Annotated in this window: 23 protein-coding genes and 1 tRNA gene; 14 read left to right on the top strand and 10 right to left on the bottom strand. The window is 59.9% G+C overall.

Annotated features, from left to right (window positions below):
• Positions 1–28 precede the first annotated feature (28 nt).
• From smc to ligA, 3 genes are all read left to right on the top strand, one after another.
• Positions 29–3,526, top strand: coding sequence for a chromosome segregation protein SMC (smc, locus tag MLC59_RS03135; protein ID WP_248230744.1), 3,498 nt, complete (start codon positions 29–31; stop codon positions 3,524–3,526).
• Between the two features lie 122 nt (positions 3,527–3,648).
• Positions 3,649–4,734, top strand: a complete 1,086-nt coding sequence (gene zipA / locus MLC59_RS03130; RefSeq protein WP_248230743.1) for a cell division protein ZipA — start codon at positions 3,649–3,651, stop codon at positions 4,732–4,734.
• 91 nt (positions 4,735–4,825) lie between these two features.
• A complete protein-coding gene (gene ligA / locus MLC59_RS03125; RefSeq protein ID WP_248230742.1) occupies positions 4,826–6,853 on the top strand; it encodes an NAD-dependent DNA ligase LigA in 2,028 nt (675 codons plus the stop codon).
• A 39-nt stretch (positions 6,854–6,892) separates the two neighbouring features.
• Here ligA and MLC59_RS03120 read toward each other — a convergent pair whose 3' ends face one another.
• The 6 genes from MLC59_RS03120 to flgA form a co-directional block, all read right to left on the bottom strand.
• Positions 6,893–7,525 (bottom strand): CBS domain-containing protein, encoded by a 633-nt coding sequence (locus tag MLC59_RS03120; protein ID WP_248230741.1) that lies wholly within the window; start codon positions 7,523–7,525, stop codon positions 6,893–6,895.
• Positions 7,526–7,629: 104 nt separating this feature from the next.
• Positions 7,630–9,522, bottom strand: a complete 1,893-nt coding sequence (gene mnmC / locus MLC59_RS03115) for a bifunctional tRNA (5-methylaminomethyl-2-thiouridine)(34)-methyltransferase MnmC2/FAD-dependent 5-carboxymethylaminomethyl-2-thiouridine(34) oxidoreductase MnmC1 (RefSeq protein WP_248230740.1) — start codon at positions 9,520–9,522, stop codon at positions 7,630–7,632.
• A 3-nt stretch (positions 9,523–9,525) separates the two neighbouring features.
• Positions 9,526–10,158 carry a peptidylprolyl isomerase gene (locus MLC59_RS03110; RefSeq protein ID WP_248230739.1) on the bottom strand — a complete coding sequence of 211 codons (633 nt, stop codon included), beginning with the start codon at positions 10,156–10,158 and terminating at the stop codon, positions 9,526–9,528.
• A gap of 158 nt (positions 10,159–10,316) precedes the next feature.
• Positions 10,317–10,787: a flagella synthesis protein FlgN gene (locus tag MLC59_RS03105; RefSeq protein WP_248230738.1), complete on the bottom strand. Its 471-nt coding sequence runs from the start codon at positions 10,785–10,787 to the stop codon at positions 10,317–10,319.
• Between the two features lie 8 nt (positions 10,788–10,795).
• Positions 10,796–11,125: a flagellar biosynthesis anti-sigma factor FlgM gene (gene flgM, locus MLC59_RS03100; RefSeq protein ID WP_248230737.1), complete on the bottom strand. Its 330-nt coding sequence runs from the start codon at positions 11,123–11,125 to the stop codon at positions 10,796–10,798.
• 173 nt (positions 11,126–11,298) lie between these two features.
• On the bottom strand, positions 11,299–12,000 hold the full coding sequence (gene flgA / locus MLC59_RS03095; RefSeq protein ID WP_248230736.1) for a flagellar basal body P-ring formation chaperone FlgA: 702 nt from the start codon (positions 11,998–12,000) through the stop codon (positions 11,299–11,301).
• Positions 12,001–12,292: 292 nt separating this feature from the next.
• Here flgA and MLC59_RS03090 point away from each other — a divergent pair, with 292 nt between their 5' ends.
• The 5 genes from MLC59_RS03090 to MLC59_RS03070 all read left to right on the top strand — a co-directional run bounded on the left by MLC59_RS03090 (position 12,293) and on the right by MLC59_RS03070 (position 16,866).
• Positions 12,293–13,222, top strand: coding sequence for a chemotaxis protein CheV (locus MLC59_RS03090; protein ID WP_248230735.1), 930 nt, complete (start codon positions 12,293–12,295; stop codon positions 13,220–13,222).
• Between the two features lie 45 nt (positions 13,223–13,267).
• The gene (locus MLC59_RS03085) at positions 13,268–14,098 is read left to right on the top strand and encodes a CheR family methyltransferase (RefSeq protein ID WP_248230734.1); all 831 of its coding nucleotides are present in this window, start codon (positions 13,268–13,270) and stop codon (positions 14,096–14,098) included.
• Between the two features lie 182 nt (positions 14,099–14,280).
• Positions 14,281–15,339, top strand: a complete 1,059-nt coding sequence (locus MLC59_RS03080; protein WP_248230733.1) for an endonuclease/exonuclease/phosphatase family protein — start codon at positions 14,281–14,283, stop codon at positions 15,337–15,339.
• Between the two features lie 51 nt (positions 15,340–15,390).
• Positions 15,391–15,921 (top strand): lipocalin family protein, encoded by a 531-nt coding sequence (locus MLC59_RS03075; protein ID WP_427901691.1) that lies wholly within the window; start codon positions 15,391–15,393, stop codon positions 15,919–15,921.
• 27 nt (positions 15,922–15,948) lie between these two features.
• A complete protein-coding gene (locus MLC59_RS03070; protein WP_248230732.1) occupies positions 15,949–16,866 on the top strand; it encodes an ROK family protein in 918 nt (305 codons plus the stop codon).
• 19 nt (positions 16,867–16,885) lie between these two features.
• Here MLC59_RS03070 and MLC59_RS03065 read toward each other — a convergent pair whose 3' ends face one another.
• Entirely contained in the window at positions 16,886–17,836 is a 951-nt protein-coding gene (locus MLC59_RS03065; protein ID WP_282450821.1) for an AEC family transporter, read from the bottom strand.
• 159 nt (positions 17,837–17,995) lie between these two features.
• Between MLC59_RS03065 and MLC59_RS03060 the strand changes: the two genes are divergently transcribed.
• From MLC59_RS03060 to MLC59_RS03040, 5 genes are all read left to right on the top strand, one after another.
• Entirely contained in the window at positions 17,996–18,745 is a 750-nt protein-coding gene (locus tag MLC59_RS03060) for a fructosamine kinase family protein (protein WP_248230731.1), read from the top strand.
• A 304-nt stretch (positions 18,746–19,049) separates the two neighbouring features.
• Positions 19,050–20,372 carry a transporter substrate-binding domain-containing protein gene (locus MLC59_RS03055; protein WP_248230730.1) on the top strand — a complete coding sequence of 441 codons (1,323 nt, stop codon included), beginning with the start codon at positions 19,050–19,052 and terminating at the stop codon, positions 20,370–20,372.
• Positions 20,373–20,384: 12 nt separating this feature from the next.
• A complete protein-coding gene (locus MLC59_RS03050; protein ID WP_248230729.1) occupies positions 20,385–21,185 on the top strand; it encodes a class I SAM-dependent methyltransferase in 801 nt (266 codons plus the stop codon).
• Entirely contained in the window at positions 21,182–22,798 is a 1,617-nt protein-coding gene (locus tag MLC59_RS03045; RefSeq protein WP_248230728.1) for an ABC transporter permease subunit, read from the top strand. The genes MLC59_RS03050 and MLC59_RS03045 overlap by 4 nt, the downstream gene beginning before the upstream one ends.
• On the top strand, positions 22,795–23,424 hold the full coding sequence (locus MLC59_RS03040; RefSeq protein ID WP_248230727.1) for a hypothetical protein: 630 nt from the start codon (positions 22,795–22,797) through the stop codon (positions 23,422–23,424). Before MLC59_RS03045 ends, MLC59_RS03040 begins: the two co-directional genes overlap by 4 nt.
• A gap of 235 nt (positions 23,425–23,659) precedes the next feature.
• On the opposite strand, the gene MLC59_RS03035 is transcribed toward MLC59_RS03040, so the two are convergent.
• The 3 genes from MLC59_RS03035 to MLC59_RS03025 all read right to left on the bottom strand — a co-directional run bounded on the left by MLC59_RS03035 (position 23,660) and on the right by MLC59_RS03025 (position 25,066).
• A tRNA-Ser gene (locus MLC59_RS03035) sits at positions 23,660–23,750 on the bottom strand.
• Positions 23,751–24,036: 286 nt separating this feature from the next.
• Complete coding sequence (locus MLC59_RS03030; RefSeq protein WP_248230726.1) at positions 24,037–24,375, bottom strand: branched-chain amino acid transporter permease; 339 nt, start codon at positions 24,373–24,375, stop codon at positions 24,037–24,039.
• On the bottom strand, positions 24,368–25,066 hold the full coding sequence (locus tag MLC59_RS03025; RefSeq protein WP_248230725.1) for an AzlC family ABC transporter permease: 699 nt from the start codon (positions 25,064–25,066) through the stop codon (positions 24,368–24,370). The genes MLC59_RS03030 and MLC59_RS03025 overlap by 8 nt, the downstream gene beginning before the upstream one ends.
• Positions 25,067–25,261: 195 nt before the next feature.
• On the opposite strand from MLC59_RS03025, the gene MLC59_RS03020 reads away from it, so the two are divergent.
• A complete protein-coding gene (locus MLC59_RS03020; protein WP_248230724.1) occupies positions 25,262–26,875 on the top strand; it encodes a methyl-accepting chemotaxis protein in 1,614 nt (537 codons plus the stop codon).
• Positions 26,876–26,973 lie beyond the last annotated feature (98 nt).

The following is a 26,973-nucleotide window of genomic DNA, read 5'->3' as shown; positions in this document are numbered from 1 at the left end:
ACAGGGCCAGAGGTAATACCGGAACACTATGCGCCTGAAGTCCATTAAACTCGCGGGTTTCAAGTCCTTTGTCGACCCGACCACTGTGCCGTTTCCCTCCAGCATGACGGCAGTGGTAGGTCCTAACGGCTGTGGCAAGTCCAATATCATTGACGCGGTCCGCTGGGTAATGGGCGAAAGCTCCGCCAAGTACCTGCGGGGTGAGTCCATGACGGACGTCATTTTCAACGGTTCCAGTGCCCGCAAGCCAGTGGGGCAGGCGTCCATCGAGCTGATCTTCGACAACTCTGATGGTTCAGCGCCCGGTGAGTTTGCCCGCTTCAACGAAATTTCCGTTCGCCGCCGTGTCTCCCGTGAAGGTCAGTCAGACTATTTCATGAACGGTGCCAAGTGCCGTCGCAGGGACATCACTGATCTTTTCCTTGGTACCGGTCTGGGGCCGCGCAGCTACGCCATCATCGAACAGGGCATGATCTCCCGGCTGATCGAGGCCAAGCCAGAAGAGCTGCGGGTCTACATTGAGGAAGCGGCCGGCATTTCCAAGTATAAGGAACGCCGTCGGGAGACCGAGAACCGCATTCGCCGCACCCAGGAAAACCTGGAACGACTGACCGATTTGCGAGAGGAACTCGACCGCCAGTTACAACACCTGCAGCGGCAGGCCCAGGCTGCAGAGCGTTACAAGGAACTCAAGGCCAGTGAGCGGCGTTATCGCGCAGAATTAACAGCACTGAAATGGCAGGACCTCGACCAGGACCTGGCACAGCGCCGGGAACAGCTCCGGGAGACCGAGCTGGACCTGGAAAAACACCTGACCGACAGGGTGAACCTGGAAACGGCGCTGGAGCGTCTGCGGGATGGGCACCAGCAACGTACCGACGAGTTCAACCGCAACCAGGCCCGCTACTACGAGGCCGGAGCTGACATTGCCCGGGTCGAGCAAAGCCTGGAACACCAGCGGGAGCGCAGCCGTCAGCTGGCGACTGAACTGGACCAGGCCTTGTCCAGTCGTTCGGAAATCACCCGGGAACTGGCACAGGACGACGACAAGCTTGAGGCCATCAACCAGGAGCTGGCGGCCATCGAGCCTGAACAGGAAACCCTGGCCGCCCAGGCTGAAGAATCCGCACTGCAGTTGCAGTCGGCAGAAGAGGCGATGAGCGACTGGCAGCACCAGTGGGAAGCCTTCAGCGCGCGTTCCTCGGATACCAAGCGGGAAGCAGAGCTGACACAGAATCGCATCCGGACCCTCGAGCAGGAGATCGACAACCTGATCAACCGGCAACGGCGGCTTGAGGATGAAAAAGACCTGCTGGACGGACAACTGGACAGGGCAGAGCTGGATGAGCTCCTGGCCCGCGAAGAAGAGCTGAACCTGCGCCGCGAGGAAGCGGCGGAAGCAATCGAGGATGCCACGGACTCGCTACAGGCACTGCGTGGCGATCTTCGGGAGCAGGAGCAGCGTGTCAGCGAGCTGAGCCAGCGGGACCAGTCCCTGCGTGCATCACTGGAATCGCAGCAGGCCATGCTGGATGAGCAGTTGGGGGCAGACGACGACACCCTGCAACAATGGCTGGTGCGATCCGGCCTGTCCGGGGCTCCCCGCATCGCCCGGGAGCTGCAGGCCGAGCCGGGCTGGGAATTTGCTGTGGAAGAGGTTCTCGGCAGCCTGCTGCAGGGCGTCGAGGTCGACAGCCTGGAAGCGCTGGCCCGGGAGCTTGGCGACGCCCCCAGAGGGCTGTCGCTGGTCCAGGGGCAGGGGGCTGCCGACAGCGTACTGCAGGACAGTCTTGCGGCGAAGGTAACCCGTGCCGGCGGGCTGGGCCACTGGCTTGGTCAGATTCGTACGGCCCCGAACCTTGCCGGGGCCCTGGCAATGCAGGAGGAGTTGTCCGAGCAGCATTCCGTCGTCACACCGGATGGCGTCTGGCTGGGACGTGGCTGGCTGAGAATGCCGCAGTCTGATCGGTCCCATACGGGTGTCATCGAGCGCCAGCAGAAAGTAGAAGAGCTGGCTGCCGCCCTCGACGACGCCGGGACACGGCTGGCAGAAGCTCGCGAAAACCTTGACCGGTTGCAGGAGCGCACCGCGGAAGCGGAGCTCCAGCGGGACCAGGCCCAGCAGGCCGCCAGTGATATCCAGGGGGAGCTGTCTGCACTGGGGTCCCGGGTCAGCGGCCTGAAAGCCCGCGCCGAACAGATCAATGAACGCCTGCAACGGATTGATGAGGATATTGCAGACCTGCGTGAACAGCTCGCCATGAAGCAGGAAGAACTGGAAGAAGCGCGCATGCGCTGGGACCAGTCCCTGGCAGCGAACGAGGACAGCGAGGAGGAGAAGGAGCGCCTGCTGGGCCAGCGGGATGACCTGCGTGGCCGCCTGGATCACCTTCGGCACCAGGCCAGAAGTGATCGTGACCATGCCCACCAGCTACAGTTGCAGATCCAGTCCCTGAGTAGCCAGCAGGATGGTCTTCGGCAGACCCTGGAGCGTACCCGCCAGCAGGATCAGCGACTGGAAGAACGGCTGGAGATCCTGCGGGAAAATCGCGAAAGCGCCGAGGCTCCCATCGAAGACCTGGAGATGCAGCTGGAAGGGCTGCTCGACCGCCGCCTGGCCGAGGAAGAGAAACTCTCGGTCGCCCGGGACGCGCTGGAAGATATTGACCGCCAGGTACGGGAGAAGGAGCAGTTCCGCAGCCAGGCGGAACATCGCGCCCAGGAGATTCGCGGCCAGCTGGAAAAGCTGCGCATGGAATCCCAGGCACTGGAAATCCGCTCAGCCAATCACCTGGAACAGCTCGAAGAGCTCGAAATAAAACTGGCGGACATCCTTGAACAACTCCCCGAAGAGGCCACTGAGAAGGCCTGGTCCGAAGAGCTGGAGAAAATCGGCAACCGTATCCAGAGATTGGGGGCCATCAACCTGGCGGCCATCGAGGAGTACCAGGTCCAGAGCGAGCGCAAGACCTACCTGGACAGCCAGCACGACGACCTGATTGAGGCCCTGGAGACCCTCGACAGCGCCATCCGCCGCATCGACCGGGAAACCCGTCAGCGCTTCAAGGAGACCTTCGACAAGGTTAACAGCGGCCTGCAGGCCCTGTTCCCGAAGGTCTTTGGTGGTGGCAACGCCTACCTCGAACTCACCGGCGAAGATCTGCTTGAAACGGGCGTGGCGATCATGGCTCGACCACCAGGCAAGAAAAACAGTACCATCCACCTGTTGTCAGGTGGCGAGAAGGCGCTGACCGCTATTGCCCTGGTATTTTCCATCTTCCAGCTGAACCCGGCACCCTTCTGTATGCTGGATGAGGTAGATGCACCGCTCGATGACGCCAACGTAGGGCGTTACGCCAATATGGTGAAAGAGATGTCATCTCAGGTTCAGTTCATCTACATTACCCATAACAAGATAGCCATGGAAATGGCCGACCAGTTGATGGGGGTCACCATGCACGAGCCGGGCTGTTCCAGGCTGGTATCGGTGGACGTGGATGAGGCAGCAGCACTGGCAGAGGCCTGATAGCCCGTCAGAATCAGTGGGCCACATGAAAAATCCGCCACCTGGGCGCCCATTGCGTTGTATTCACGCTGGTCTTTTCATAGAGTTACCGCTTTAAGGACCACAGACAGGATCAGGTTGTTATGTCGCTTCGGGAATGGTTAATTGCCATTGGTGCCCTGATTATTATCGCCATCGTTGTAGATGGTCTGCGGCGAATGCGCCGTGCCCGTAAGGATGCCATCACTATCTCTGAAGGGATGGGTGCCGACGATATCGAAGGCTCTCCGCTGGATGACGACTACAACCCCGAGCTTCCCAATGGTGGTGCCCGCTCGATATCCCGGGACACCCTCGAAGAGCGTGGCTATTTCAAGTCTGCTCCCTCCGCAGACCAGGCCCCCTTGCCGGATGCCGATGATGAGCTGGGCGAGGTCCGGCCCCGCCGTGCACCAATGGAACCTGAAAGTCCTCCCGAACCTGTGCCGGAGCCGGTGCCTGAGCCGGAAGAACCCGCCTTTACGGCAGAACCGGGACCAGAGCCCGAACCGGAAGTCTTCCAGGAGCCTGAGCCAGAACCCCTGACCGGTGATGCCACAGACCAGGTGCATGAAGAGCTGCCTGGCGAGGCAAGAACGGTGCACGCCCCCAATCGGCCGGCGAAGAAAAAATCCTTCTTCCGCAAGAAGGTGGCGCCTCCCACTATTACGGAAGTAGAGGAAGATACCGCCAGTCGGGGTGACCGCCCTGAAATGACGGGTGCGGAACAACCCAAGGCGGGTGCCAACCGGCCACCGGCGGAAGAAGTGATTGTAATCAACGTGCTGGCGTCCCGGGAGCAGGGGGATTTTTCTGGCAAGGCTCTGAAAAAACTGTTCGAGGCATGCGGCCTGGAACACGGTGACCTGGATATCTACCATCGCCATGAAACAACGGAAAACACCAGCCCGGTTCAGTTCAGCGTTGCCAGCGCGGTTGAGCCCGGCACATTTGTACCCGGTGAGATGGAAGCTATGTCCACCCCGGGCATCAGTTTCTTTATGAGCGTTCCCGGCCCCAGCAATTCCATGCAGGCGTTCGAGTTCATGCTGGAAACTGCCCAGGCGGTGGTACGAAACCTCGGTGGCGAGCTGAAGGATGAGCGCCGCAGTGTAATGACCGCCCAGACCATCGAACACTGCCGCCAGCGCATTCGCGAGTACGAGCGCAAGAGCCGTTTCAAACGCTGAAGTCAGGTTGCTGACACCTGACTGCCTTACAGACGTCCCGGTATTGTCCCGGGACGTCGCAGCGTAGCCCCGCTTTCCGGAACCAGAGACCATGAGCCAGACCTCATCCCCTGAACGCCGCATCCAGGAACTCCGCCAGGTCATTGACGACCACAACTACCGCTACTACGTGCTGGACGAGCCCGCCGTTCCGGACGCGGAATACGACCGCCTGATGCGGGAGCTCCAGGAGCTGGAATCGGAACACCCGGAACTGGTGACCCCGGATTCGCCGACCCAGCGGGTGGGTGCGGCCGGCGACAATACCTTCGCCGAGGTGGTTCACCGCCTGCCCATGCTGTCCCTGGATAACGCCTTTTCCGATGAGGAGCTGAAGGATTTCGACCGGCGAGTGAGGGATCGGCTGGCTCAGGACGAGCCGGTGGAATATGTCTGCGAGCCAAAGCTGGATGGCCTCGCGGTGAGCCTGCACTATGAACAGGGCGTACTCACCCAGGCCGCTACCCGGGGAGACGGCTACAGTGGCGAGGATATTACGGCCAACATCCGCACCATCGAATCTGTGCCGCTGAGGCTGCGGGGCAAGGATGTGCCGGCGATGGTGGAGATCCGGGGTGAGGTCTATATGCCCCGGGCCGGGTTTGAAACCCTGAATCGAAAACTGGCGAACCAGGGCGAGAAAACCTTTGTGAACCCTCGCAACGCTGCCGCTGGCAGCCTTCGTCAGAAAAATCCCCGTATTACCGCCAAACGCCCCCTGGAAATGTGCGCCTACAGTGTCGCGGTCCCCGACGAGGGAGTGCTGCCCGATACCCACTACGACGCCCTGGGGATGGTCCACGACTGGGGCTTTCGTATCAATCCGGAAATGAGCCTGGCTACTGGCCCGGAAGAATGCCTGAAGGCCTATGAGAGCCTTTTGGAGAAGCGGGACAGCCTGCCCTATGAAATCGATGGGATCGTCTTCAAGGTCAACCGCATCGATCTGCAGCAGCAGCTGGGATTCGTCTCACGTGCCCCCCGCTGGGCCATTGCCCACAAATTCCCGGCACAGGAAGAGCTGACTGTACTGGAGTCAGTAGAATGGCAGGTGGGGCGGACCGGCGCAGTAACGCCCGTAGCGAGGCTCAGGCCCGTCTTCGTTGGCGGCGTCACGGTCAGCAATGCCACCCTCCACAATATGGACGAGATTCGCCGCCTGGACGTGCGTATCGGCGACACGGTGTTTGTCCGCCGGGCAGGGGATGTCATTCCCCAGGTGGTGAAGGTGGTTGCCGACAAACGCCCGCAGAATGCCCCCGAGGTACACCTGCCGGAACACTGCCCGGTGTGCGGGTCGGATGTGATCCAGATTGAAGGCGAAGCCGTGGCCCGCTGCAGCGGCGGGCTCTACTGTCCGGCCCAGCGCAAGGAGGCTATCCGCCATTACGCTTCCCGCAAGGCGATGGATATAGAGGGGCTGGGTGAGAAGTGGATCGATATGCTGGTCGAGCGGGAGATGGTGCGTACCGTGGCGGACCTGTACCAGTTACGCAAGGCCGACCTGGTGCGGTTGGACCGTATGGGTGACAAGTCGGCCGATAACCTGCTCAAGGCCATCGACGGTTCCCGGGAACCGGAGCTGTGGCGTTTTCTCTATGCCCTGGGTATCCGGGAAGTGGGGGAAGCCACGGCGAAGGCGCTGGCCATGCACTTCGGGAGCCTTGAGAAGATCGCCGAGGCATCGGAAGGGGATCTGCAGGAGGTGCCCGATGTGGGCCCCATCGTGGCGGGTCATATCCACAGCTTTTTCCGGCAGGCCCATAACCAGGAGACCATCGACGAGTTGCGGGAGAGGGGCGTTCGCTGGCAGTCGGTGGATGTTCCCGAGCCGGAGCAGATGCCCCTGAAAGGTGAAACCTGGGTATTGACGGGCACATTGTCTGAAATGACCCGTGATGACGCCAGGGAGAAGCTGGAGCGTCTTGGCGCGAAGGTGGCCGGCAGTGTATCGAAGAAGACCAGTTGCGTGGTGGCCGGGGAAGCGGCCGGGTCAAAGCTGGCCAAGGCTGAATCGCTGGGCGTGCGGGTTATGAATGAACAGGAATTTCTGGAATTTCTCCGGGATTCGGGGCTTTAACATCGAAGTCTTGGCGAGCAGGTTGTTGCTCAGGAAAGTTCAAACCTCTCCTTCCTGCTGGCTGAGGCTCGCGTAGAGCCTTAGATAATCCGTACTGGTGATGATGCCGGTCGGTGTGCTGTCAGCCCCGACAACCAGGGCGGCATCCAGCTGGTGGGCCAACATCAGCCGGGCCAGCTGGTGGGCGTCGGTTTCCGGTGACGCGGTCAGGAAGGCCGGTAACTCGATGTTCAGAAAGCTCCGTGAGGCATCCTGGTCCCGGTTTTCGTGGAGCCAGTTCAGAATCCAGCGCATATCCACCAGGCCGCCGACCACGCCATCAGACGTAATGACCAGGTGATGAACCCCGTGCTCGTCCATCAAGGCCAGGCCTTCCGCCAGGGATGATTCCGCCGGCAGGGTATGAATCCAGGGACTGCATACACGACCGACTGGCAGGTAGGCACGCTCCGGCTCGGGTTGGGCGTCTTCTGCCTGGCTGTATTGGGCTACCGCCCGGCGAGCGGTAACCTCCCTGGCCTGCTGGTACTCGCCGTCGGAAATCTCCTCGCTGCTTTCCCGCATGCGGTGGGATTCTGCCATCTCCTCAAGGCCACCCACGCGTCGGTTCCGGAAAATTTCCGGTAACCGGGTTCCTGTGGGTCTTCCGGGTTCACTTACATGAATGGACATGGTGGCTCCAGGGTTTCGCTAACGATGGGTTATGACAGCAAGACCACAACCACTGTTCGGTTATACCCTTTTATCGGCCGATTGTATAAAAACTGGATCAAAAATCACGCAGGTGAGCCGGTTTTCCTGGTTGCGGCGAGGCAGCGTTCCGGGCTTACCCGCCCGGCGAGAGCCCGGGGCAGGGCCTGCGGCTCCCCGGTGATGACATCGGCCAGGTATTCCGCCATAAGCGGCGCCCACATCAATCCCTTGCTGCCAAGGCCCGTCAATAGCCAGGCGCCGCCCAGTGTGTGGCCTTCGCCGTTCACCAGTGGGCCGACAACGGGCTGGTAATCGTGGGTGGTACAACGGAACGAGACTCTTCCGCTGATGCCCTCAGTTTCCATGCCCGGAGCAGCAAGCAATCCCGGTAGCATGGTTTCTAGCCCGTCAAGGTTTTCCCGGTGGCTGTCGGCACGAACCTCCGGGTCCGGGTCTCGCAGGTCGAAGGTTGCTCCGGTGACCACGTGCCCATCTGCTGGCGGGTTAAGGTAACGGGCACCGGTGATAACAGCGTTCGGGGCCTGTGTTAAGTGCCGTTCAGGTAGTCGGGTAATCTGCCCCCGGATGGCTTTCATGCGGAATTCGCCGGTCACCGGCATAAGTTTCCTGGTCAGGTGACCCGCGGCAAGTATGACGGTATCGGCCTGCAGGTCCTGGCGGCCATCCCCTGACAGGCACCAGCGATTGTTGCAGGGCAGCAGGCGGGTGGCGCGGAATCCGAACTCGGTACGAATATTCGGATGGTCAAGTAATTGCCGGCAGAGCACGGCCGGTTCAAGCCAGCCTGAGTCAGGGAACCAGAGCCCGCCTTCTGGACACGTGACACCGGTCAGCGAGCTGGCCTGGTCCTTGTTTACGGCCCGAAGCAGGGTGTCCGGATAGGTGTTGGCGGCGAGGAACTTCTGCTGGCGTTCACGCTCCTGGTCCGAAAAGCCCGTCATCAGAAGTCCGGTCGGGTGCCAGGCGTTGGGTGCCGCCAGTGGATAGAATCGTTGTGAGTGGAGCAGTGCGGCCAGGGCCAGGCGGGTCTGGTCATTCAGCTGGACGCCAAGCTTGGCGTAAAGGGCCCCCTGCGGGTTGCCGGAGGCGCCGGCCCCGGGACCTCCCCCCTGGTCTGCTACAGTGACCCGGTAGCCGCGGCCGGCGAGGTTTCGGGCCGTTGCGGCACCGGCGATGCCGGCGCCAACCACCAGGATGTGGCCGGCGTTCTCGGTATTACGTGGCGTAGCTTGCTCCAGGTCGCCCCGCAGCATGTCCCGCTTTGGACCGAATCCCGGTACCCGCTGCATCTGGAAACCAACGTCCGCCAGCGCCCGCCGGACTCTCCCGACAGCGGTGAATGTCGCCAGCGTCGTCCCCTGGTGGCTGTGATCACGTACTTGCTGGATCAGCAGGTCTTGCCACAGCCCGGGGTTGCAGGCGGGAGCGAAGCCGTCCAGGAACCAGGCATCGGCGCTGAAGGTCATGGCTTCGAACGCTTCTACCGCATCGCCGAAATACAGTGTCAGCCGTATCCGGCCGCCATCTAGCACAATGCGGTGGCAGCCGGATACAGGTTGTGGATAGTTGTTGACCAGTTCCCGGGCCTGTTGAGCCAGTTCCGGCCAGAGAGCGAGGGCCCGTTCCAGGTCGGCGGTGCTGAGCGGGTACCGTTCAACGGAGACAAAGTGCAGCCGGCTCCCCGCCGGAGCGTGCTCCTGAAAAGCCTGCCAAGCCGCGAGAAAGTTGAGACCGGTACCGAAGCCGGTTTCTGCAATAACAAAGGTTTCGTTATTGCTTAGCTGCTGGAACCGTCCAGGTAGCTGGTTGTGCTGCAGGAAGACGTAGCGGGTTTCCTCGAGGCCGTTTTCGCGGCTGAAATAGACGTCGCCAAACTGCCCGGATACTGGCTGACCGTCCCGCCAGGTCAGGCTGGCAGTTTCCATCAAAGGACCAAAGGTGTTGCTGTTGTTCATGGATTACTGGCCGCTTTCGACACGACGGACGGATTCAACCACGATCGGTTTAACAGGCACATCACCCATGCCATTACGCCGTGTCGTCTCGGCATTGCCGATGGCGTCAACTGCGCCCATGCCGTCAGTTACTGAGCCAAACACGGTATACCCGGGCCGGGCACGGGTCGCGTCCAGGTGGGGGTTGTCCACGAGGTTGATAAAGAACTGGGCGGTGGCGGAGTCGGGATTGGCAGTTCGGGCCATGGCAATGGTGCCCCGCAGGTTTTTTGCGGTCTGACGAGACTCGTTCTCAACAGGATCATGGGTATCTTTGCGGTTCATGTTCTGATCGAAACCGCCGGCCTGGATCATGAAGCCAGGGATCACGCGGTGGAACAGGGTGCCGTCATAAAAGCCTTCATCCACATATTGGAGGAAATTGGCCACGGTCTTCGGTGCAATATCCGGGCGCAACCGGATGTTGAAGGCTCCCTCGGTGGTAGACACCCTGACTTCCGGCAGGTCCTGGTCACTGTTACCGGACTGATCCCCGTAGACCGGAGAGGCAGCGGTGAACAGGATCAACAGCGCAAGGGCAAGGCGCCTGGCACCAGAAAACACAGGGAAAAGCTTGATACGTGGGGAAAAAACCATGATAGGCTCCGGGTCGGGGACAATGTACAGAGTCTACCAGAAGCGGTCGGGAAGGTGGGTCGCTCACTACGCGGGTTTAATGTTCTGTCTGGCAATGGCAACCAGGGGCTGGTGAACAATGCCGCGTGGACCGTCGGTAGCCTGAATACCGGCCAGCGTCAGGCGCTGGCCAGGATGTTCCTTTGGCCTACTGAGGTCTGCTGGCCGGTAGCACCGTAGAGCTTTTGCTGGCCGGAGCTGCCCCGGAAGATATCGGTGAGCCGGGACAGGCGGCTTTGCAAATGACTGACAACCTTGCTGTTCTGCTGATTCAGTGCGTGACATTCTGCCAGTACTGACTGGGCCGCTTCCCAGCTTTTATAAAGATCGGTCAAACCGGCACTGCGAATAAAGCGGGAGGGGGGTCCCTGGTCCGGGCGGAACCCCATCTCTACGAGCAAGTGTACTTTCTGGCGGGCCCGCTCGCGGATATCGCCGAGCAGGGCGTTCTTGCGGCCGGTCAGGGGCTCGATAGCCCGTACGTCGGCGTTGCCCAGCAGGGCTTTTTCTTCCTCCAGCAGGGTTTTCAGCTGCCGGAGCTGGTCCAGGTCATGGTTGAGCAGTGCCTGGAGCTTTTCTGTAGTGGACATGATCTACCTCACCCGAAAATGCTTTCATCCATCTCAAGCATTTTCTGGGCCACTTTCTCGGCATCCACTTTGTACGAACCATCGGCCAGGGCGGCACGGATCTGCTCAACCCGGCTGTCGTCCACCTCCGGGGCGCTCTCGAGCTTTTCACCCAGCTGGCGGATATCCCTGGCCTGCTTGCTCAGGTTGACGTTTTCACCACGGGCAGCCGGAGCCTGGCTCTTCGCTTGCTCTGCTGGCGCCTGCTGGGCTGGTTGCTTGCCGGCAGCGCCCTTGTCAGTCGTGGTTCTCGGGTTATTAACCTGACTGTTGCCGATTCCGTTGAAGTCAACTGTCATGACGATTACCTTCTTTGTCTCTTGCCGCTCCATGGCGGTCGGAATGTGTCTCTGACCGTTATATCGGCCGTACTGACCGTTACTTTAATTAAAACTTTGTTCATTTTTTGTAGGCAACTTGTGCTGACCAGCGGCAAACCCTTGCCTCCCAGCGGCAAGGCCGTGCCGGGGCCTTACATGGCAACTTCGACCTGTCCCGGTCCGGTCACGCGGGCGCGTATCTTCCGGGTGGATGACAGGTTTTCAACCAGCACCTGCTCGCCAACCCGGGCATTGGCCAGTGCCTTGCCGCGGGACGTAACGGCAAAGGTACCGTTCCTGGCTGTGATCATAACATGATCCCCCCTTGCCACAGCATCCGGAGCGGTTACCAGGTCCGGTGTGAACGGCGTACCTGCGTTGACCGGGCGCTTCATTTCAAGGCCCAGCAGGTTCTCCGGTTCGGTAATCGCACCCCGGCGAATGGCATTCACTACGACCCGTTCGGTTGCCACCATTGCAGTTGTTACCCTGTCACCGCGACTCAGGGGACGGGCAGCCACCAGGGCGTCACCGTAAATATCCAGCGATACAGACAGGTACATGCGCCATGGGCGTTCACCCTGGCAGGACACCATCAGCGAGGGTTGTGTGGTTTTCCACGGGTCACTGCTGAACGACACATCGATTCCATTTTCAGGGCAGGGGGCCAGGGCCAGTCTCGGGTCAAGACTGCCGACGGTAAAGTTCGCTTCGAAACCCTCGCTGGCCTGGGTTTCCGCAAACGTCTCCATGAATTCGCGGCCCGCCTTGAGAATGTCCTCCGGTCCGGTCTTGTCCGAAGCCTGTGCGGTGCTGCTGAACAGGATGAGCATGATGGGAATCAGAATGCGCATTTGCCCGACATTGTCCTATTCTGTTGAAAGCATCGGCGGATCCGTGACCTGCCTTGCAAGTGGTGTGTGATTATTCGCGCAGCTCATTAAACTTATCCGGATACCAGCCGTTACATACGCCATGGCAAAGGGGCGGTACAATGCCCATTAATGATGGTTGCCAGGACTGCGACGGATTTTCGTCACACACTGGTTCAAGCTGTCGCTATACGATAATTATGCAACTAGCGTGCCCGACCGGTTTCTGACACAACTTCGGCCGGGGGCAGTACAGGTTTCGGAGACTATTTCGATGGCAGGCGTCCTTGACAGCGTTAACCAACGCACTCAGCTGGTGGGTGAAAATCGCCTTGAATTGCTGCTTTTCCGGTTGCGGGGCCGGCAGATGTACGGCATCAATGTTTTCAAGGTCAAGGAAGTGTTGCAGTGCCCGCGACTGACCTCTATTCCCAAAAGCCGGTCGGTGGTTCGTGGTGTGGCCCATACACGGGGAGAGACCATTCCCATTATCGATCTGTCCATGGCGATACAGGGGCCGGGAATACCTGCCGAGGAGCTTGCCAACAGCTTCGTGATCATTACCGAGTATAACCGTCGCACCCAGGGGTTCCTGGTTACCGGGGTGGATCGCATCGTCAACATGAACTGGGAAGATATCATGCCGCCTCCCAAGGGTGCCGGTAAGGATGTCTATCTGACGGCGGTTACCCGAATGGACGACGCGCTGGTCGAAGTCATCGATGTTGAGAAGATCCTGTCAGAAGTGTCACCCCTGAGCGAAGATGTCACGGAGGCAGTACTGTCGAAGAATACCCGGGATCGAAGTGCCTCCAGGCCCGTACTTGTCGTGGATGACTCGTTCGTTGCACGCCGGCAGATGATTCGCTGCCTGACCGCTATCGGGCTCGAGGTGGAGTCCAGGAACGACGGCAAACAGGCGCTCGCGTATCTCAAGGAGTTGGTAGCCGACGGCAGCAAGGTGACGGACCATGTTTCCATGGTGATCTCGGATGTCGAGATGCCGGAAATGGACGGATACACGCTGGTGTCGCGTCTTAAGAATGACCCGGCCCTGAAAGATATGTACATTATGCTGCACACGTCCCTGAGCGGTATTTTCAACCGGGCCATGGTGGAAAAAGTCGGGGCCGATGATTTCATGGCCAAGTTCAGTCCGGACGAGCTGGCTGAGCGGGTTATGGAAATACTGGACCGTGAATAAGGCCGGAAGCCGCCGCTCCACCTATCGGGCAACTGCAGAGAATCCATGAAAGCTGACATGACGCCACAGGAATACGAGGCCTTCAAGAATTTCCTGCAGGATGCCTCCGGCATTTTGCTGGGTGACAACAAACAGTACCTGGTAAAGAGCCGCCTGCGCCGCTTACTCGAAGATAATGGCCTGGAATCCCTGAGTGACCTGCTGACCCGTCTGCAGCGCCCGGGTTCCGCCCAGCTAAAGGAAACCGTCATTGACGCAATGACGACGAACGAGACCCTGTGGTTCCGGGATACCCATCCGTTTCGTATCCTTTCCGAGAAGTTGCTGCCTGAACTGGCGGCCCGCAACAGTACCCAGCCCCTGAGGATCTGGTCGGCGGCGTGCTCTACGGGGCAGGAACCCTATTCCATCGCCATGATCATCGAGGAGTACAAGCGATTCCAGCCCGGGCGGCTCAAAAGTGACGTAAGAATCGTTGCCACTGATATCTCCCGACCGGTCCTGGATACCGCCAAGCGGGGGGAATATGAAATGCTCGCGCTGGGCCGCGGCTTGTCTCCTGAGCGCCAGAGACACTTTTTTACCTCGCTGCCCGGCGGGGGCTGGAAGGTCAAACCACAGATACAGCGCATGGTCGAGTTTCGCGAACTGAACCTGCTCGATCGCTATCTGCTCGGCAAATTCGACCTGATCTTCTGCCGCAACGTCCTTATCTACTTTTCAGCTGATCACAAGAAAGACATCCTCACCCGCATGCACGCCTGCCTCAACCCCGGCGGCTACCTCATTCTGGGGGCTTCTGAATCCCTCAACGGACTGTCTCACCTGTATGAGATGGTCCAGTGCCATCCGGGTATTATCTACCGTAAGAAATGAATCCCTGCGCCCCGTGCCGATGTGTCATTGTTTCTGAGGAGGTAGTCCGCTAAAGACCTGGATCCGCCCGGGGTATTTGCCAAACACTCTGTTGCAGGGTTGAATAACACCATGGACGGGCAACCTGGATGATGTACGCGGAGCTTGCCGGTGACATGCGCACATAACCAGCAGGAGATCTCATGACAGGACTCATACTCTTTGGCCTAGCGCTGGTACTCCTGGTGGTTACGGTACTTGGCAAGGTGCCGGTCCATGACTGGTGGGTCCGCGCCTGTGAGTTTCCCCGTGTACAGATTGCCACGCTCGCATTGATCCTGGCCGGGTTGTCACCGCTGGCGGGTGGCTGGTCTTTGTGGGTCTTGCTCGCGTCCCTGGTTGTGCTCGTGCTGCAGGTATATCGCATTCTGCCATGGACACGCATATGGCCATTGCAGGTACAACCTGCCGAGACAGACCAGGAGGAGCGGTGCTTCACGCTGATGGTGGCCAATGTGCTGACACCGAACCGGGACAGTGAAGGCCTGATCCGACAGGTCCGGGAGCATCAGCCAGACCTGCTGCTGACCCTGGAGTCTGACCAGTGGTGGGGCGATCAGCTGGACGAGGCCTTTGGCGACTGGCCCTGCATTATCCGCATCCCGCTGGACAACCTGTATGGCATGCACCTGTATTCACGGCTGCCCCTGGAAGAAGCGGAGGTCAAGTACCTGATCCAGGATGACATTCCTTCCATACATGGCTGGCTGAAGCTGCCGGATAATCACCGGGTACGCTTTCATGCCCTGCACCCACGCCCCCCGGCACCCAGCGAAAGTGAAGAGTCCCTCTGGCGCGATGCCGAGCTGCTGCTGGTGGGCCAGGAAATCCACGAATCCGGCTTGCCTTCGGTGGTGGCAGGCGACCTCAATGATGTGGCCTGGTCACGCACCACCCGACTGTTCTGCAAGGTCAGCGGAATGCTGGACCCGCGGCGGGGACGGGGCATGTTCAGTACCTTCCATGCCGGTCGCTGGTATCTGCGCTGGCCGCTGGACCATGTGTTTACCAGTGAGCACTTTACCGTCAGTAACATCCGGCGGCTGGGGTACTTTGGTTCGGACCACTTCCCGATATTGGTGACCCTGTGCTACCGCCCGTCCCGGGCTGATGAGCATGAAACACCAGAGGCCGACGCGGAAGAACAGGAAGAGGCCCGTGAAACCGTGCGTGAGGGTAAGATACGAGAGCAGGAAACCTGAAGCGGCAAGCCATCGTATGCGAAAGCAATTCACCAGCAACGGAAACCATCTATGCCGATAAAAACTGCGATTGCGGGAGCCCTGGGCCTGATGCTGGCTGGCTGTACCGGCGTGCCCGATAATATTGAGCCGGTGCAGGGGTTTGACGCTGACCGCTACCTGGGCACCTGGTACGAGATCGCCCGATACGATCACTCCTTCGAGGAAGGCCTGGAAAATGTCACTGCCGAGTATTCGTTGAACGACGATGGCAGTATCAAGGTGATCAACCGCGGCTATTCAACGGAGGAGGGCGAGTGGCAGGAAGCGGAGGGTACCGCCAAGTTCGTGGAAGACGAGGAGACTGCCCACCTGAAAGTTTCCTTCTTCGGGCCCTTCTACGCCTCTTACGTGGTGTTCGGGCTGGATCGTGAAAACTACCAGTACTCCTACGTGACTGGCTACGACCGGGACTATCTCTGGTTCCTGTCCCGAACCCCCACCGTCAGCGACGAGGCCATGGATGAGTTCCGGGAGGCTGCCCGCGCCAATGGCTTTGACCTGGATGGGCTGATTATTGTCGACCAGGACCGCAATGAGTGAATGCAGTGACGATGGCGCTCAGGCTCCATGACCTCTGACTGGCTGATTGGCGTAGACCTGGGCGGCACCAAGACCGAAGTTATCCTGCTGGACTCGGCCAGCCGGGAACATTTCCGGATGCGCCAGCCGACACCGAAAGGGGATTACCAGGGCACCCTGGCGACCATTGTGCGGCTGGTACAGGAGGCTGAGGCCCACTCCGGTTCGTCCTGCCCGCCTGTGGGTGTGGGTATTCCTGGCTTTGTCTCCGGGCTGACGGGGCGGGTGAAAAACGGTAACTCCACCTGGCTGAATGGTCAGCCAATGGCAGCAGACCTTACCCGTCTGCTAAGTCGTCCGGTAACCCTGGCCAACGACGCCAACTGCCTGGCGCTGTCTGAAGCCACCGATGGCGCGGGGGAAGGCTATGGGGTGGTGTTCGCGGCCATTCTTGGAACAGGTTGCGGTGCCGGTATCAGCGTTAATGGTCAGCTCCTTACCGGGCCGAATGGTGTGGCGGGGGAGTGGGGCCACAACCCCTTGCCATGGACCAGTCAGGTGGAGCTGGATCGCCGGCCCTGTTTTTGCGGACGCCTGGGCTGTAACGAAACCTTCCTGTCCGGCACCGGTATGGCCTTGACCCATCAATTAATGTGGCAGGAAGCCAGGACCAGCGAGCAGGTTGTGGCGGAGGCAGCGAGGGGCGATAGCAAGTCCGCGCAGACCCTGGAACTCTACCTTGACCACCTGGCCCGGGGGCTGGCATCGGTCATCAACCTGCTTGACCCGGACGTCATTGTACTGGGCGGAGGCCTGTCCAACGTGGCAGCAATCTACCAGCAACTGCCCGGGCGCCTCGGGGAGCTGGTATTCGGAGGAGAATGCCAGACCCCGGTTGTGCGGGCGGCCCATGGGGACTCCAGCGGAGTGCGGGGTGCCGCCTGGCTTGCCCGGAGCCAGGCCTGACCAGGCGGGATGCCAGGCATCAGATCAGCCCGGCACTTTGCAGCACAAACACACCCAGCGTTACCGTTACACTGGCCAGCAGCGTGGTAATGGCGACAATGTTCGCCGCCATGCGGGCATTGCCGCCGAGGGCCTTGACCATGACAAAGCTGGCAGCAGCGGTGGGGCTTGCGAAGTACAGGAACATGAGCCCGAGCTCACGCCCCTCAAACCCGATGGCCCAGGCGGCCAGGGTACACAGTGCTGGCAGGGTGATCATCTTGAAAGCGCTGGCGCCCAGCGCCGGGCCGCTCTCTTTACGAATCGCACTCAGGGACACGGTTGCGCCAATACACAGCAGAGCCAGTGGCAGGGTCAGGGAAGCGAAATAGTCGCCGCTGGTCATGATCCATTCCGGGAAGGACACTTCCCACCAGGCAAACGGGATGGAAACAAGCACGGAGAGAATCAGTGGATTGCGGGCAATATCCGTGAGAATCCTTCCCCAGTGCAGCTTCTGTTCGGATTGATACGTCAGCAGCACCACGACCGAGAGAATGTTGTAGCAGATGATCACCAGCCCCAACAGAATGCCTCCGGCAGACAGTCCATAGTCACCATACAGGCTGGCGGCCAGTGCCAGGCCGACGATGCCGCAGTTACCTCGAAATGAGCCCTGCACATAGACGCCGCGATCAGGCCGCGGCACCCGCCATAATGACCAGGCCCACACCAGTGCAAAGCTTCCGAGCGTGGCCAGCGCAAAGAAACCCAGCAGTTTCGGGTTAAAGGCCGTGTCCAGGTCCGCCCGCAGGATGCTCAGGAAAATCAGGGTGGGCAGCGTCGCCTTGAACACCAGGGCGGAGGCCGTGTTCACAAACGACGTGTCTATCCACCCCAACTTCCGCAAGCCTAGTCCGATAAACACCATGGCGAAGACCGGCAGGGTGGTGGCCAGGGTTTGCAGGAAAATCTCGACAACCGTATACAAGCTGAATATTCCTTAACTTCTCGGCACCCCCGTGAGGGCGTTAAATGGGGTCAGGGTAGTTAAACAGGGATCATTGAATGCTATCACGCTTTGCGTCCGGGGTTGCCCGTAGCATGTGGCGCGACGGATGATGGGGTTCCAGAGAGTGCAGGGGGTGCTGTGTACACCAAGAAAAATGAAACCGGTTACGCCGATGCGCTGATTTGCGAGGCAGAAGGCCTCGAGTTACTCCGCGATGCGCTGGAAACCGCGGGAGTTACCGGTGTCCGGGTTCCCCGGGTTTACTCGGTCAGCGAAGAGCGAATGGAGATGACGGCCATCTCGCCACAACGGCAGACGGACGAATTACTGGCGACCCTGGGCAGGGGGCTGGCTGCCATTCACAGCCTCCACCAGGCCTGTTACGGCTATGCACGGGATAACTATATTGGCCTGAATCCCCAGAAAAACCGTGAAACTGACAACTGGGGCGAGTTCTTCGTTGAGTACCGGCTGGCCTTCCAGGTGAGTCTGATCGGCGACCCGGGCATTCGTGACCGGTTTTCAGAGATACTGGAAAGCGCCGGCAAGAGGCTGGCGGACTGGCTCAACGAACACTGCCCTGAACCCAGCCTGTTGCACGGTGATCTATGGTCCGGCAACGCCATGTTCGACGACGAAGCCGCGTGGCTGATTGACCCGGCCGTCTATTACGGTGACAGCGAGGCGGACCTGGCCATGACGGAGATGTTCGGGGGCTTCGGGCAGACCTTCTACGAGGCATACGGCCAAAGTCGGCCCCTGAGTGGGGAATACCCCCGGAAACGGGAGGTCTACAACCTCTACCACTTCCTCAATCACTACAACCTGTTTGGCGGGTGGTATCTGGGGCCTTGTGAGAAGGGGTTCGACGTTATCAGGCGGTTGTGAATCCGGAGTCAGATCTTTCGGGATATGACAAGCGCCTTGCGCGCAGTGGCAGGGTTTACAGAGCTTTCAACATGGGACGCCCGGGACCAGCGCAAAGGCTCGACTTGAGGCGAATGCATTCGTTGCCGGTCAATGCTTGCAATTGGGGGAAGCATACGGAACCATCATCGTTTCGTGAACTATTCTTAAGGAATACCCCCGGGGCACACCCATGTTGTACTGGAGTCGTTCGGCCAAACGCCGATACAGAGGATGTTTCCGAGGCGGTAACAGCGGATTGTTGCGTCTTGGCTGGGTGCAGTGTGTGGTCGCCCTTCTGCTGGGCTGTGGCCTTTCATTGTCTGCCCTGGCCGCATGCCCGCAACCCTCGCCAGAGACCGACGTAGCTGTTGGCATACGCGAGGCCCCGCCCTTTATCGCCCACGACGATATTCGCGGCCAGCGGGGATTCGCGGTTGAGCTCTGGAAAAGCATTGAGTCAGACCTGCAGCAACAGGGCGAGCTGGGTCAGACTGAATGGATCCGGTGTTCCCTCAGCGATCAGCTGGTTGCGTTGCGGTCCGGTCAGCTGGATGTGGTTATCTCGCCCCTGACCATTACTGCAGAGCGACAGGAACACTTTCCCTTTACTCATCAATACCTGGGTTCAGGCATCACGGTTGCCCAGAACAGCGGCAATGTCATCAATTTCGGTTATGCCACCAACATCCTGGTTGATACCGTGATGCAGCCCGGAGTACCGGGAGCAATCTTCCTGTTCCTGCTGGTCAACCTGGTGTTTATTGGCCTGGTGTCGTGGACCATCAAGCACCATGTGGATTTCGAGGTTATCGGCAAAGAGCCACTGCTGCTGCGATGGGCCCGACCGGTGGTGGAGACGGTGGTGAGAACCACCGGTCTCTACGGGATGAGCAGTGAGTTTCGCTCAACCACTGCCAAGACCCTGGATGCGATCATGGCAGTTATCGGAACCATCCTCTCGGCCACCATCTTCGGCGTACTGACAGCGGCATTGATCGGTTCAATCGGCGTCACGCGGGATGTTTCGATCACTGACATCCCGGAGTTGAAGGTGGCAACGCTGGCGAACTCCACCTCCCAGGCGTTCGTTGAGTCGATGCACCAAAAACCGGTGAGCGGGTCCCCGGGTGAGCTGTTTGCAGCTCAGTCCGGTGGCGAGACGACCCCGACTTTTGGCCGTCGCGCCATGCGGGGTTCCTCATCGGACAACGCCACTGTGACCCCGGCTCAGGAACCGGAAGTGCAGCGTGGTGATGAGAAGTGGTCCCCGGGCTGCCACCGTCCGGGGGCGGCAAACAGCGAAGCCCGGTGCCTGCAGGCCAATTCCTGGTTCGACGCCATGCGGATGCTGGATCGCGGAGAGGTGGATGCTGTGGTCGGTGACTGGGCCCAGTTAAGTTATCTGGCCCGTTTGCCGGTCTTTGATCAACGCATTCATGTGCAGTCGGCGGCGTTCAAGTCTGAGCCCTATGGCTGGGGTATTAACCCACAGCGTCCTGAGTTGCTCTACGCCATCAACAGGGAATTGATCGAGCGCATTCGCAATCCGCAATGGCGCTATTTTGTCCAGGAGTATCTCGGTACGGGCAGTATCGGTTCCAACTGAGACTCGAAATCCATGGCCGACAACAGCGAGCAGTCGATGTCGCCAAACAACAACGTCAGGCAATACGAGCAGTACTTTGACAGCGGTACCTATGATCGCCGCTATCCGTCGCCCAATCCACGGGTCATGTCGTTTCTTGGGGAGTTTGTGTCGTCCGACTCCGTGGTGTTGGACTATGGCTGCGGCAGCGGGCGTTACCTGCTGCCACTGGGGCAGCAGGTGCGTCTGGCGATCGGTTTTGATATCTGTACCGCAGCGCTGAACAGTGCTAACGACCGCATCAGCAAGCCGGTAGCGCACCGTTACAGGCTAATCGGGCCGGAGATGGAACGGTTGGCAGAAGCGGTTAACCGCCATGGGCCGGTAGATCTGGCGCTGTGTCTGTTCGGGGTGCTCGCCCATGTGGATAGCCCTGAAAACCGCCGGGAGCTGTTGACGAAACTTCGCACTTCCCTTTGTCCTGATCGGGGCCGGTTAATCATATCCGTACCAAACCGCCTGCGCCGATTCCGGGAGGAACAAAGGCAGTTCGCGGGGAAAGACCAGATCACCTATGTACGTGACACCGAAACCGGTCCGCTGGAGCTGACCTACCGGCTGTACGATCCCTCATCTTTGCAACAAGAGTTGGAGGCGGCCGGGTTCCTGGTAGATTTTGTGGTCGCTGAGAGTGTACTGCCAGAGTCGTTGGTCAGCCGCTACCCGACGCTGGGTTGCCTCGACCAATTCTTGAGCAGGCTTGTGCCAGCCCGGTTGGGATACGGACTCCTGGCCGTAGCCAGGCCAGTGCAACCGGAAACGGGTGAGATATGAGCCGACCGGCAGCGCGCTTGTGCGTTATGTGGCTCGCCCTGCTGGTCAGCGCCCTGTGGGGCTCCGGTGCCCTTGCGCAGTCCGGGGACGGCAGGCTGGAGCGAATAAAGGAGCGTGGCACCCTGATCGTTGGCGTCAAGGGCGACTACCCGCCCTGGGGTATGGTCAATGACCAGGGAGAGCTGGTCGGACTGGAGCCGGACCTCGCGGCCTTGCTGGCAGAACGCATTGGAGTTGACCTGGAGCTAAGGGCAGTTACTTCAGCCAATCGACTGCAACGACTGGACCAGGGCCTGGTTGATGTGGTGATTGCCACCCTCGGTGACACCGCGGAGCGGAGGGAAAAAGCGGACCTCCTCCAACCAAGTTACTATTCCAGTGGCGTTCGGCTGCTCACTCGCGGGGACTTTCCCTATACCGAATGGGGCGCCATGCGGGGCCGGCCCGTGTGCCTGACCGAGGGCGCCTATTTCAACCGACGGATTGCCGAGCGGTACCTGGTAAATCCGGTGATCTTTCCCGGTACCAGGGACACACGCCTGGCACTACAGGAACGTCGCTGCCTCGGCTGGGCCTACGACGATACCGTGCTGGCCCAGGTACTGGCCGAAGAGGGGTGGCAGAACTATCAGCTGAGCCTGACCCCCATTCTGGAAACGCCATGGGCCATTGCGGTGGCCAAAGGGGAGGGCGATCGTCCGTTGGGGCGGCTGATCGGTAACGCGACTGTGCAGTGGCACCGGGACGGCACGTTGGTGGACCTTCAGTCTCGATGGCAGCTGCCAGAGAGCGCCTTTCTGCAAAAGCAGCACGAGCGCTGGACCAGCATGGAAAACGGTGAATACCGCTGCCGTCGTACCGACTCGGGAGACTTCCCCGAAGCCTGCCTTGAAACCACCTTGTCTGCGGACAGATCAAAGATCGAGTTGCCCGGCTGGGCGCGCCAGCTTCGAATGTTTACTGGCCTGGACCTGACACCGCTCTTCGACCCCTTCAACGCCCAAAGGCTGGTGCAGGGCATCCTGATGACGCTGGCAATCAGTGTGGCTTCCATCATCGGATCACTGGTGGCCGGCGTCGGCCTGGCCGTGGTCGATCACCGCTTTCAGAAGGGCGTGCTGGCCTGGCTGGTCCGGGCGCCAACCCGTGGGTTGGTGGCCGTGGCCCGCATGACTCCGCCCATTCTGCAGTTGTACATCGTGTTTTTCGGCCTTAGCGGATTGCTGGCGGCATGGCTTGGCATCTCGTTGAGCAGCTTTCTGGTGGCCACGGTTGTGTTCTCGTTCTACGCCGGCGCCAGCAATGCTGCCGTGATCGGCCCTGCGCTGGCCCGCCTGTCCCGACAGCACCCGGATACGCCACTAAGGGACCTGTTGGCGAAAGCCGTTGAACAAAGCTTTGAAGCGTTGGTCTCGATCATGGTGAATATCGTCAAGGCGGCGGGCATGGCCAGTACGATTGCCCTGCCAGAAGTGATTTCCAGTGTGAATACGCTGATCTCTGAGGGCGGCGACGCCACATCCCTCATGACGCTGTTGCTGGTGTTCTATTTCACCTTCGTCATGGTGGTCATGGCGTTGCTGAACCTGCTGAAAAAAGTGGTGGTGTCATGAGCATGGGCGAGATGCTGGTCCACCTCTGGGAGCGTACTCCCTTCCTTCTTGGCGGCTACGGTTACAACCTGCTGATCGCCGCCCTGGCCATGGCCGCTGGCACGGCTATCGGCCTGGTTGTCGCAGTGGCCAGGCATGCGCGGGCTGCGCCCCTTCGTCTCGCCGGGGAAGTTGTAACCAGTCTGTGCCGGAACATACCGAGCTTTGTGCTTATGTTTTACGTTGCCTTCGTGTTCCCGGTAGAAGTGGAGTGGGGCGACACCCTGGTGCAGGTTCCTCTGTGGATCAAGGCGACCTTCGCACTGATCATCCCCGTGATCGGCTTTGCCTCAGACCAGGGCGGGGCTTACCTGCGCCAGAAACGCTCTGGCCTGACCGACGCGGGAGCCGTTTTTGTCACTGCCTGGATTCAGTACTACCTGATCGTGTTGATGGCTTCCGCCACGGCGTCGGTGATTGGTGCGGATGAAGTGGTGGGGCGGGCTAACCGGGTCATCGCGGTGGATAACAGCCCGGGGTTTTTGTTGCTGACCTACAGTTATGTATGCCTCTGGTTCCTGGTAAGCGGACTGGGGATTTCCGCGCTGGTTCGCTCTCTGCATAGTGCGCGTATTGCTGACCGGTAACTCGATCACCCGGCCTCACGGCCAATAAAAAACCCCAGCATTTCTGCTGGGGTTTTGTGCTCGTGCAGAGGGAGGGATTATTCGGCACTTCGTGCCTCACCCCCCTTCGGGGGCCGTCGTCGCGTTGCTCCGACGTTCCTGCGGCTGCGATGCAGCCTCCGGTCGAACCCGCGAGGTTTCTCGCCCGCCCTCACGGCCAATAAAAAACCCCAGCATTTCTGCTGGGGTTTTGTATTGGCGGAGAGGGAGGGATTCGAACCCTCGATACGCTATTAACGTATACACACTTTCCAGGCGTGCGCCTTCAGCCACTCGGCCACCTCTCCAAACTGTAAAACTGTGCCTGTTTTTCGCGCGGCGCTTGCGTTGCAAGCGTACTTTCCAGGCGTGCGCGTTATTCGGCCCTGCGGGCCTCACCCCCTTCGGGGGCCGTCGTCGCTTGGCTCCGACGTTCAGTCGGCCTGGCGGCCTTGGTGTCAGCCACTCGGCCAGCTTATCAGCTGATGCCAATAAACTGTTCCAAATCAGCGATCTCGTCGCTCATTTGAGGGCGCAAACTGTAATGGTTTTTTCCGGGCTTGGCAACCGTTAGCCTGAAAAAAATCCGGTTGGCTAAAGGTTGAACAGGCCGCTTTGCTGAATCGCCATGTAGGCGGCGGTGCCAGCCACTATGGAGAGCAGGGCGTTGCGGCGCCACAGGTGCAGGATCACGACCAGTGCACAAGGTATCAGGGCGTCGGCGCCGAAGGCCGGGGCACTCCAGTTGGCGGAGCGTAGCAGGAACACAACGACCAGCAGCGCCATTACCGCTGCTGGCAGGTAGCGGCCTATGTGCAGCAGTAACGGATGCTCATGGTGTCGGGACAGGAAAAGGAACGGGATGACCCGGGTCAGGAACGTTGCTGCGGTTGCTACGGCGATAAAAGCGATGATGTAGGTGGTGTTATCCACGGGCAGGGCCCTCCGTGGCAACTTTTCGCCAGCGATACTGAACCAGCAGGGCACTGGTGCCCAGCACCACTGCACCAATCAGTTGGTGAGCGGGTGGTAACAATGTGACTGCCACGGCAGCGGCGAGGGCGCCGGTCCACAGGGGGAACTGTTCGCCAAGCGCCTTGTACTGCTCGATGGTTAATACGATGAAAAGTGCGACCAGGGCAAATTCAATGCCCGTGCTGTCAAAGGCCACGTTGTCTCCCAGCAAGGCCCCCACGGCACAACCAACCACCCAGTAGACCTGGTTGCAAAGGGTGATCAGGAAATCATTGCGCTGCTCTTCAGCCTTCGGTCCGGGGCGGGGGCGGCTGGTCAACAGGGAGTAGGTCTCATCGGTCAGGCCAAAGATCAGATAGATCTTGCGCCAGCCGGCACCCCGGAACTGGCCCAGCAGGGAGAGACCGTAGAACAGGTGGCGTGCATTGAGTACAAACATGGCCACGAACACCTCCAGCATGCCGGCGCCGGCGGCAATCAGGCTCACCCCCAGGATCTGGCCGGCGCCGGCGAAGATGGTGACGCCCATCAGTGGTGCGTACCACCAGGCGTAATCCAGCTGTGCAGTGAACAGCACACCAAAGGCCATGCCCAGGGGCAGGTAGCCAAAAAGGATGGGCAGGGTCTGTCGAAACAATGCAGCGCTCATGGGTGTGGTGAAACTCTTCCGGTACAGGAAAAACCGCTAATCATACCGCCCTGCTGTTCGGCTGCCTACTATTGGTTGGTACCTACTTAATTTTACAATTCTTCACCGGAAACCCTGGCCTTGCGTGCTTGCTGAAATCTTACTGTCACATAAGCGACTTACGGTGCGGGCAATGGTCCTGACTCCGGAGTTGTCATGTTCGCCACTGTTCGTGCCCGTATCTTTACGTTTGCCTTCCTCGCCCTGGCCGCTCTGGCTGCCCTCGGGGCGGTGAGCTGGTCTGTTATTGCCCAGTCATCCCGGGCCACAGACGACCTGGTCAACAGGGACCTGGCGCAAAGCTGGCAACTGACGGCGCTGAACGAAGGCCTGCGTAGTTTGCAGGACCTGTCCTATCAGACCAAGGCGCAATTGCTGCTGTGGGACGAAATCGATGCGGCTTTTACCGAACTTGAAACGGGGCTGCCAGGGCGGTGGCAGTCATTGCTTGCGGATCCGGGGCTGCGAGATTGGGCCACGGCGCACCAGGCAGAGTTTGAGCGGGTTCAGAACCTTCTGGCGGCCATGTCAGAAGGTATTGACGCCCGCTCCTATTACCAGGTTGGTCAGGTGGTGGACTTCAAGCTGATGCCCGCGGTGGAACCTCTGCTCAGGGCTATCCGGGATGAGCAACTTCTTCGCCGGGACGCGATTCAGGGCAGCGCGGCCAGCCTTCTTGCGTTTATGGAGCGTCAGGGGCGCTACCTGCTGGCCGGGGCACTGGTCTTTCTCATCATCGCTCTGGGAATGACCCTATGGTTACGGCACACCGTGATACTCCGTCTCCGGCGCACCGAACAGGCGCTGAGACAGATGGAAGCCCAGTCAGACCTTCGGCATCCTCCACAGGTCGCGGGAAGGGATGAGGTGGCCGGGGTAGGAGCGGCTATCAACGGCCTGGTTACCCGGTTCGCCCGGTTTATCCAGGATATTCGCCAGGCGGCCGCTTCCCTGGATGACCGCGCCCGCACCTTGGAGGAAGAAGCTGAAACGGTCCAGCAGGCATCCGCCCAGACCCGGAGCCAGGTCGAGGATGTGGCAGGGTCCATGGATGAGATTGATTCCCAGGCAAACCGGGTCGAGGATGCAGCCCGGGATTCCCGGGGTACGATTGCCACCGCACTGGAGGACAACCGGGGCGTGCAGCTTGGCCTGCAGCGGTCAGAGCAGGCAGCGGAGCATACGGTGACGGTGATCGGCGAAGTGTCTGGCGCCATACAGGTTCTGGCGGCCTCGACTGGCAAGGTGGACCAGGTGGTCAGCGTTATCTCTGATATTGCCGACCAGACCAACCTGCTCGCCCTGAATGCCGCGATCGAGGCTGCCAGGGCCGGGGAGCATGGACGTGGATTTGCAGTGGTAGCGGATGAGGTTCGCACCCTGTCCCGGCGTACGTCGGACTCCACGGGGGAGATTCGTCAATGGATGACAGACCTGGTGGAGAACGTTCATAGCATTGAGCAGCGGCTCTCCGAAATGCGCGCCGCAGGGTACGAAAACCGATCAGAAATTATAGAGTTACGCTCGCATCTTGAGCATCTGGATGAGCATTTTGCCCGGCTTTCAGAGCTCAGTGCGAACATTGACAGCGCCATCTTTGCACAACGGGAGAACATTGAGCGTGTTGGCCGGCGCTCCCGCACCCTTTCCGAAAGCGCTGACCGTCTGGTGGGCTCCGTGGCGCAAACCCGTAACGTGAGTGATGCCCTGCGCCTGGAGTCGGGAGCTATACGCGATGTGGTAGCCCGCTTCCAGGTCGAGGAGGTCTGAAAAGCCAAAAAGACCGGCAGGTTCCGTTATCATGGCAGCCACATTCACTGATGGAGTTGCCAGGTGGACGACACTGAAAAGACCCCCGAGCAGGATCC

It is taken from the genome of Marinobacter bryozoorum, from assembly GCF_023156245.1.
Lineage (GTDB): Bacteria > Pseudomonadota > Gammaproteobacteria > Pseudomonadales > Oleiphilaceae > Marinobacter > Marinobacter bryozoorum.
Note: the sequence above shows the minus strand (reverse complement) of the source record. Positions and strands in the feature narration are given on the sequence as shown.

What these genes read in the sequence shown, in the direction of transcription:
- MLC59_RS03085 (WP_248230734.1), top strand. Translation starts at nt 13,268, where the DNA reads ATGAAAGCTGACATGACGCCACAGGAATACGAGGCCTTCAAGAATTTC.
- MLC59_RS03045 (WP_248230728.1), top strand. Translation starts at nt 21,182, where the DNA reads ATGAGCCGACCGGCAGCGCGCTTGTGCGTTATGTGGCTCGCCCTGCTG.
- MLC59_RS03105 (WP_248230738.1), bottom strand. Translation starts at nt 10,787, where the DNA reads ATGTCCACTACAGAAAAGCTCCAGGCACTGCTCAACCATGACCTGGAC.
- smc (WP_248230744.1), top strand. Translation starts at nt 29, where the DNA reads ATGCGCCTGAAGTCCATTAAACTCGCGGGTTTCAAGTCCTTTGTCGAC.
- MLC59_RS03020 (WP_248230724.1), top strand. Translation starts at nt 25,262, where the DNA reads ATGTTCGCCACTGTTCGTGCCCGTATCTTTACGTTTGCCTTCCTCGCC.
- mnmC (WP_248230740.1), bottom strand. Translation starts at nt 9,522, where the DNA reads ATGAACAACAGCAACACCTTTGGTCCTTTGATGGAAACTGCCAGCCTG.
- flgA (WP_248230736.1), bottom strand. Translation starts at nt 12,000, where the DNA reads ATGCGCATTCTGATTCCCATCATGCTCATCCTGTTCAGCAGCACCGCA.
- MLC59_RS03025 (WP_248230725.1), bottom strand. Translation starts at nt 25,066, where the DNA reads ATGAGCGCTGCATTGTTTCGACAGACCCTGCCCATCCTTTTTGGCTAC.
- MLC59_RS03080 (WP_248230733.1), top strand. Translation starts at nt 14,281, where the DNA reads ATGACAGGACTCATACTCTTTGGCCTAGCGCTGGTACTCCTGGTGGTT.
- flgM (WP_248230737.1), bottom strand. Translation starts at nt 11,125, where the DNA reads ATGACAGTTGACTTCAACGGAATCGGCAACAGTCAGGTTAATAACCCG.
- zipA (WP_248230743.1), top strand. Translation starts at nt 3,649, where the DNA reads ATGTCGCTTCGGGAATGGTTAATTGCCATTGGTGCCCTGATTATTATC.
- MLC59_RS03120 (WP_248230741.1), bottom strand. Translation starts at nt 7,525, where the DNA reads ATGTCCATTCATGTAAGTGAACCCGGAAGACCCACAGGAACCCGGTTA.
- MLC59_RS03090 (WP_248230735.1), top strand. Translation starts at nt 12,293, where the DNA reads ATGGCAGGCGTCCTTGACAGCGTTAACCAACGCACTCAGCTGGTGGGT.
- MLC59_RS03075 (WP_427901691.1), top strand. Translation starts at nt 15,391, where the DNA reads ATGCCGATAAAAACTGCGATTGCGGGAGCCCTGGGCCTGATGCTGGCT.
- ligA (WP_248230742.1), top strand. Translation starts at nt 4,826, where the DNA reads ATGAGCCAGACCTCATCCCCTGAACGCCGCATCCAGGAACTCCGCCAG.
- MLC59_RS03110 (WP_248230739.1), bottom strand. Translation starts at nt 10,158, where the DNA reads ATGGTTTTTTCCCCACGTATCAAGCTTTTCCCTGTGTTTTCTGGTGCC.
- MLC59_RS03070 (WP_248230732.1), top strand. Translation starts at nt 15,949, where the DNA reads ATGACCTCTGACTGGCTGATTGGCGTAGACCTGGGCGGCACCAAGACC.
- MLC59_RS03050 (WP_248230729.1), top strand. Translation starts at nt 20,385, where the DNA reads ATGGCCGACAACAGCGAGCAGTCGATGTCGCCAAACAACAACGTCAGG.
- MLC59_RS03040 (WP_248230727.1), top strand. Translation starts at nt 22,795, where the DNA reads ATGAGCATGGGCGAGATGCTGGTCCACCTCTGGGAGCGTACTCCCTTC.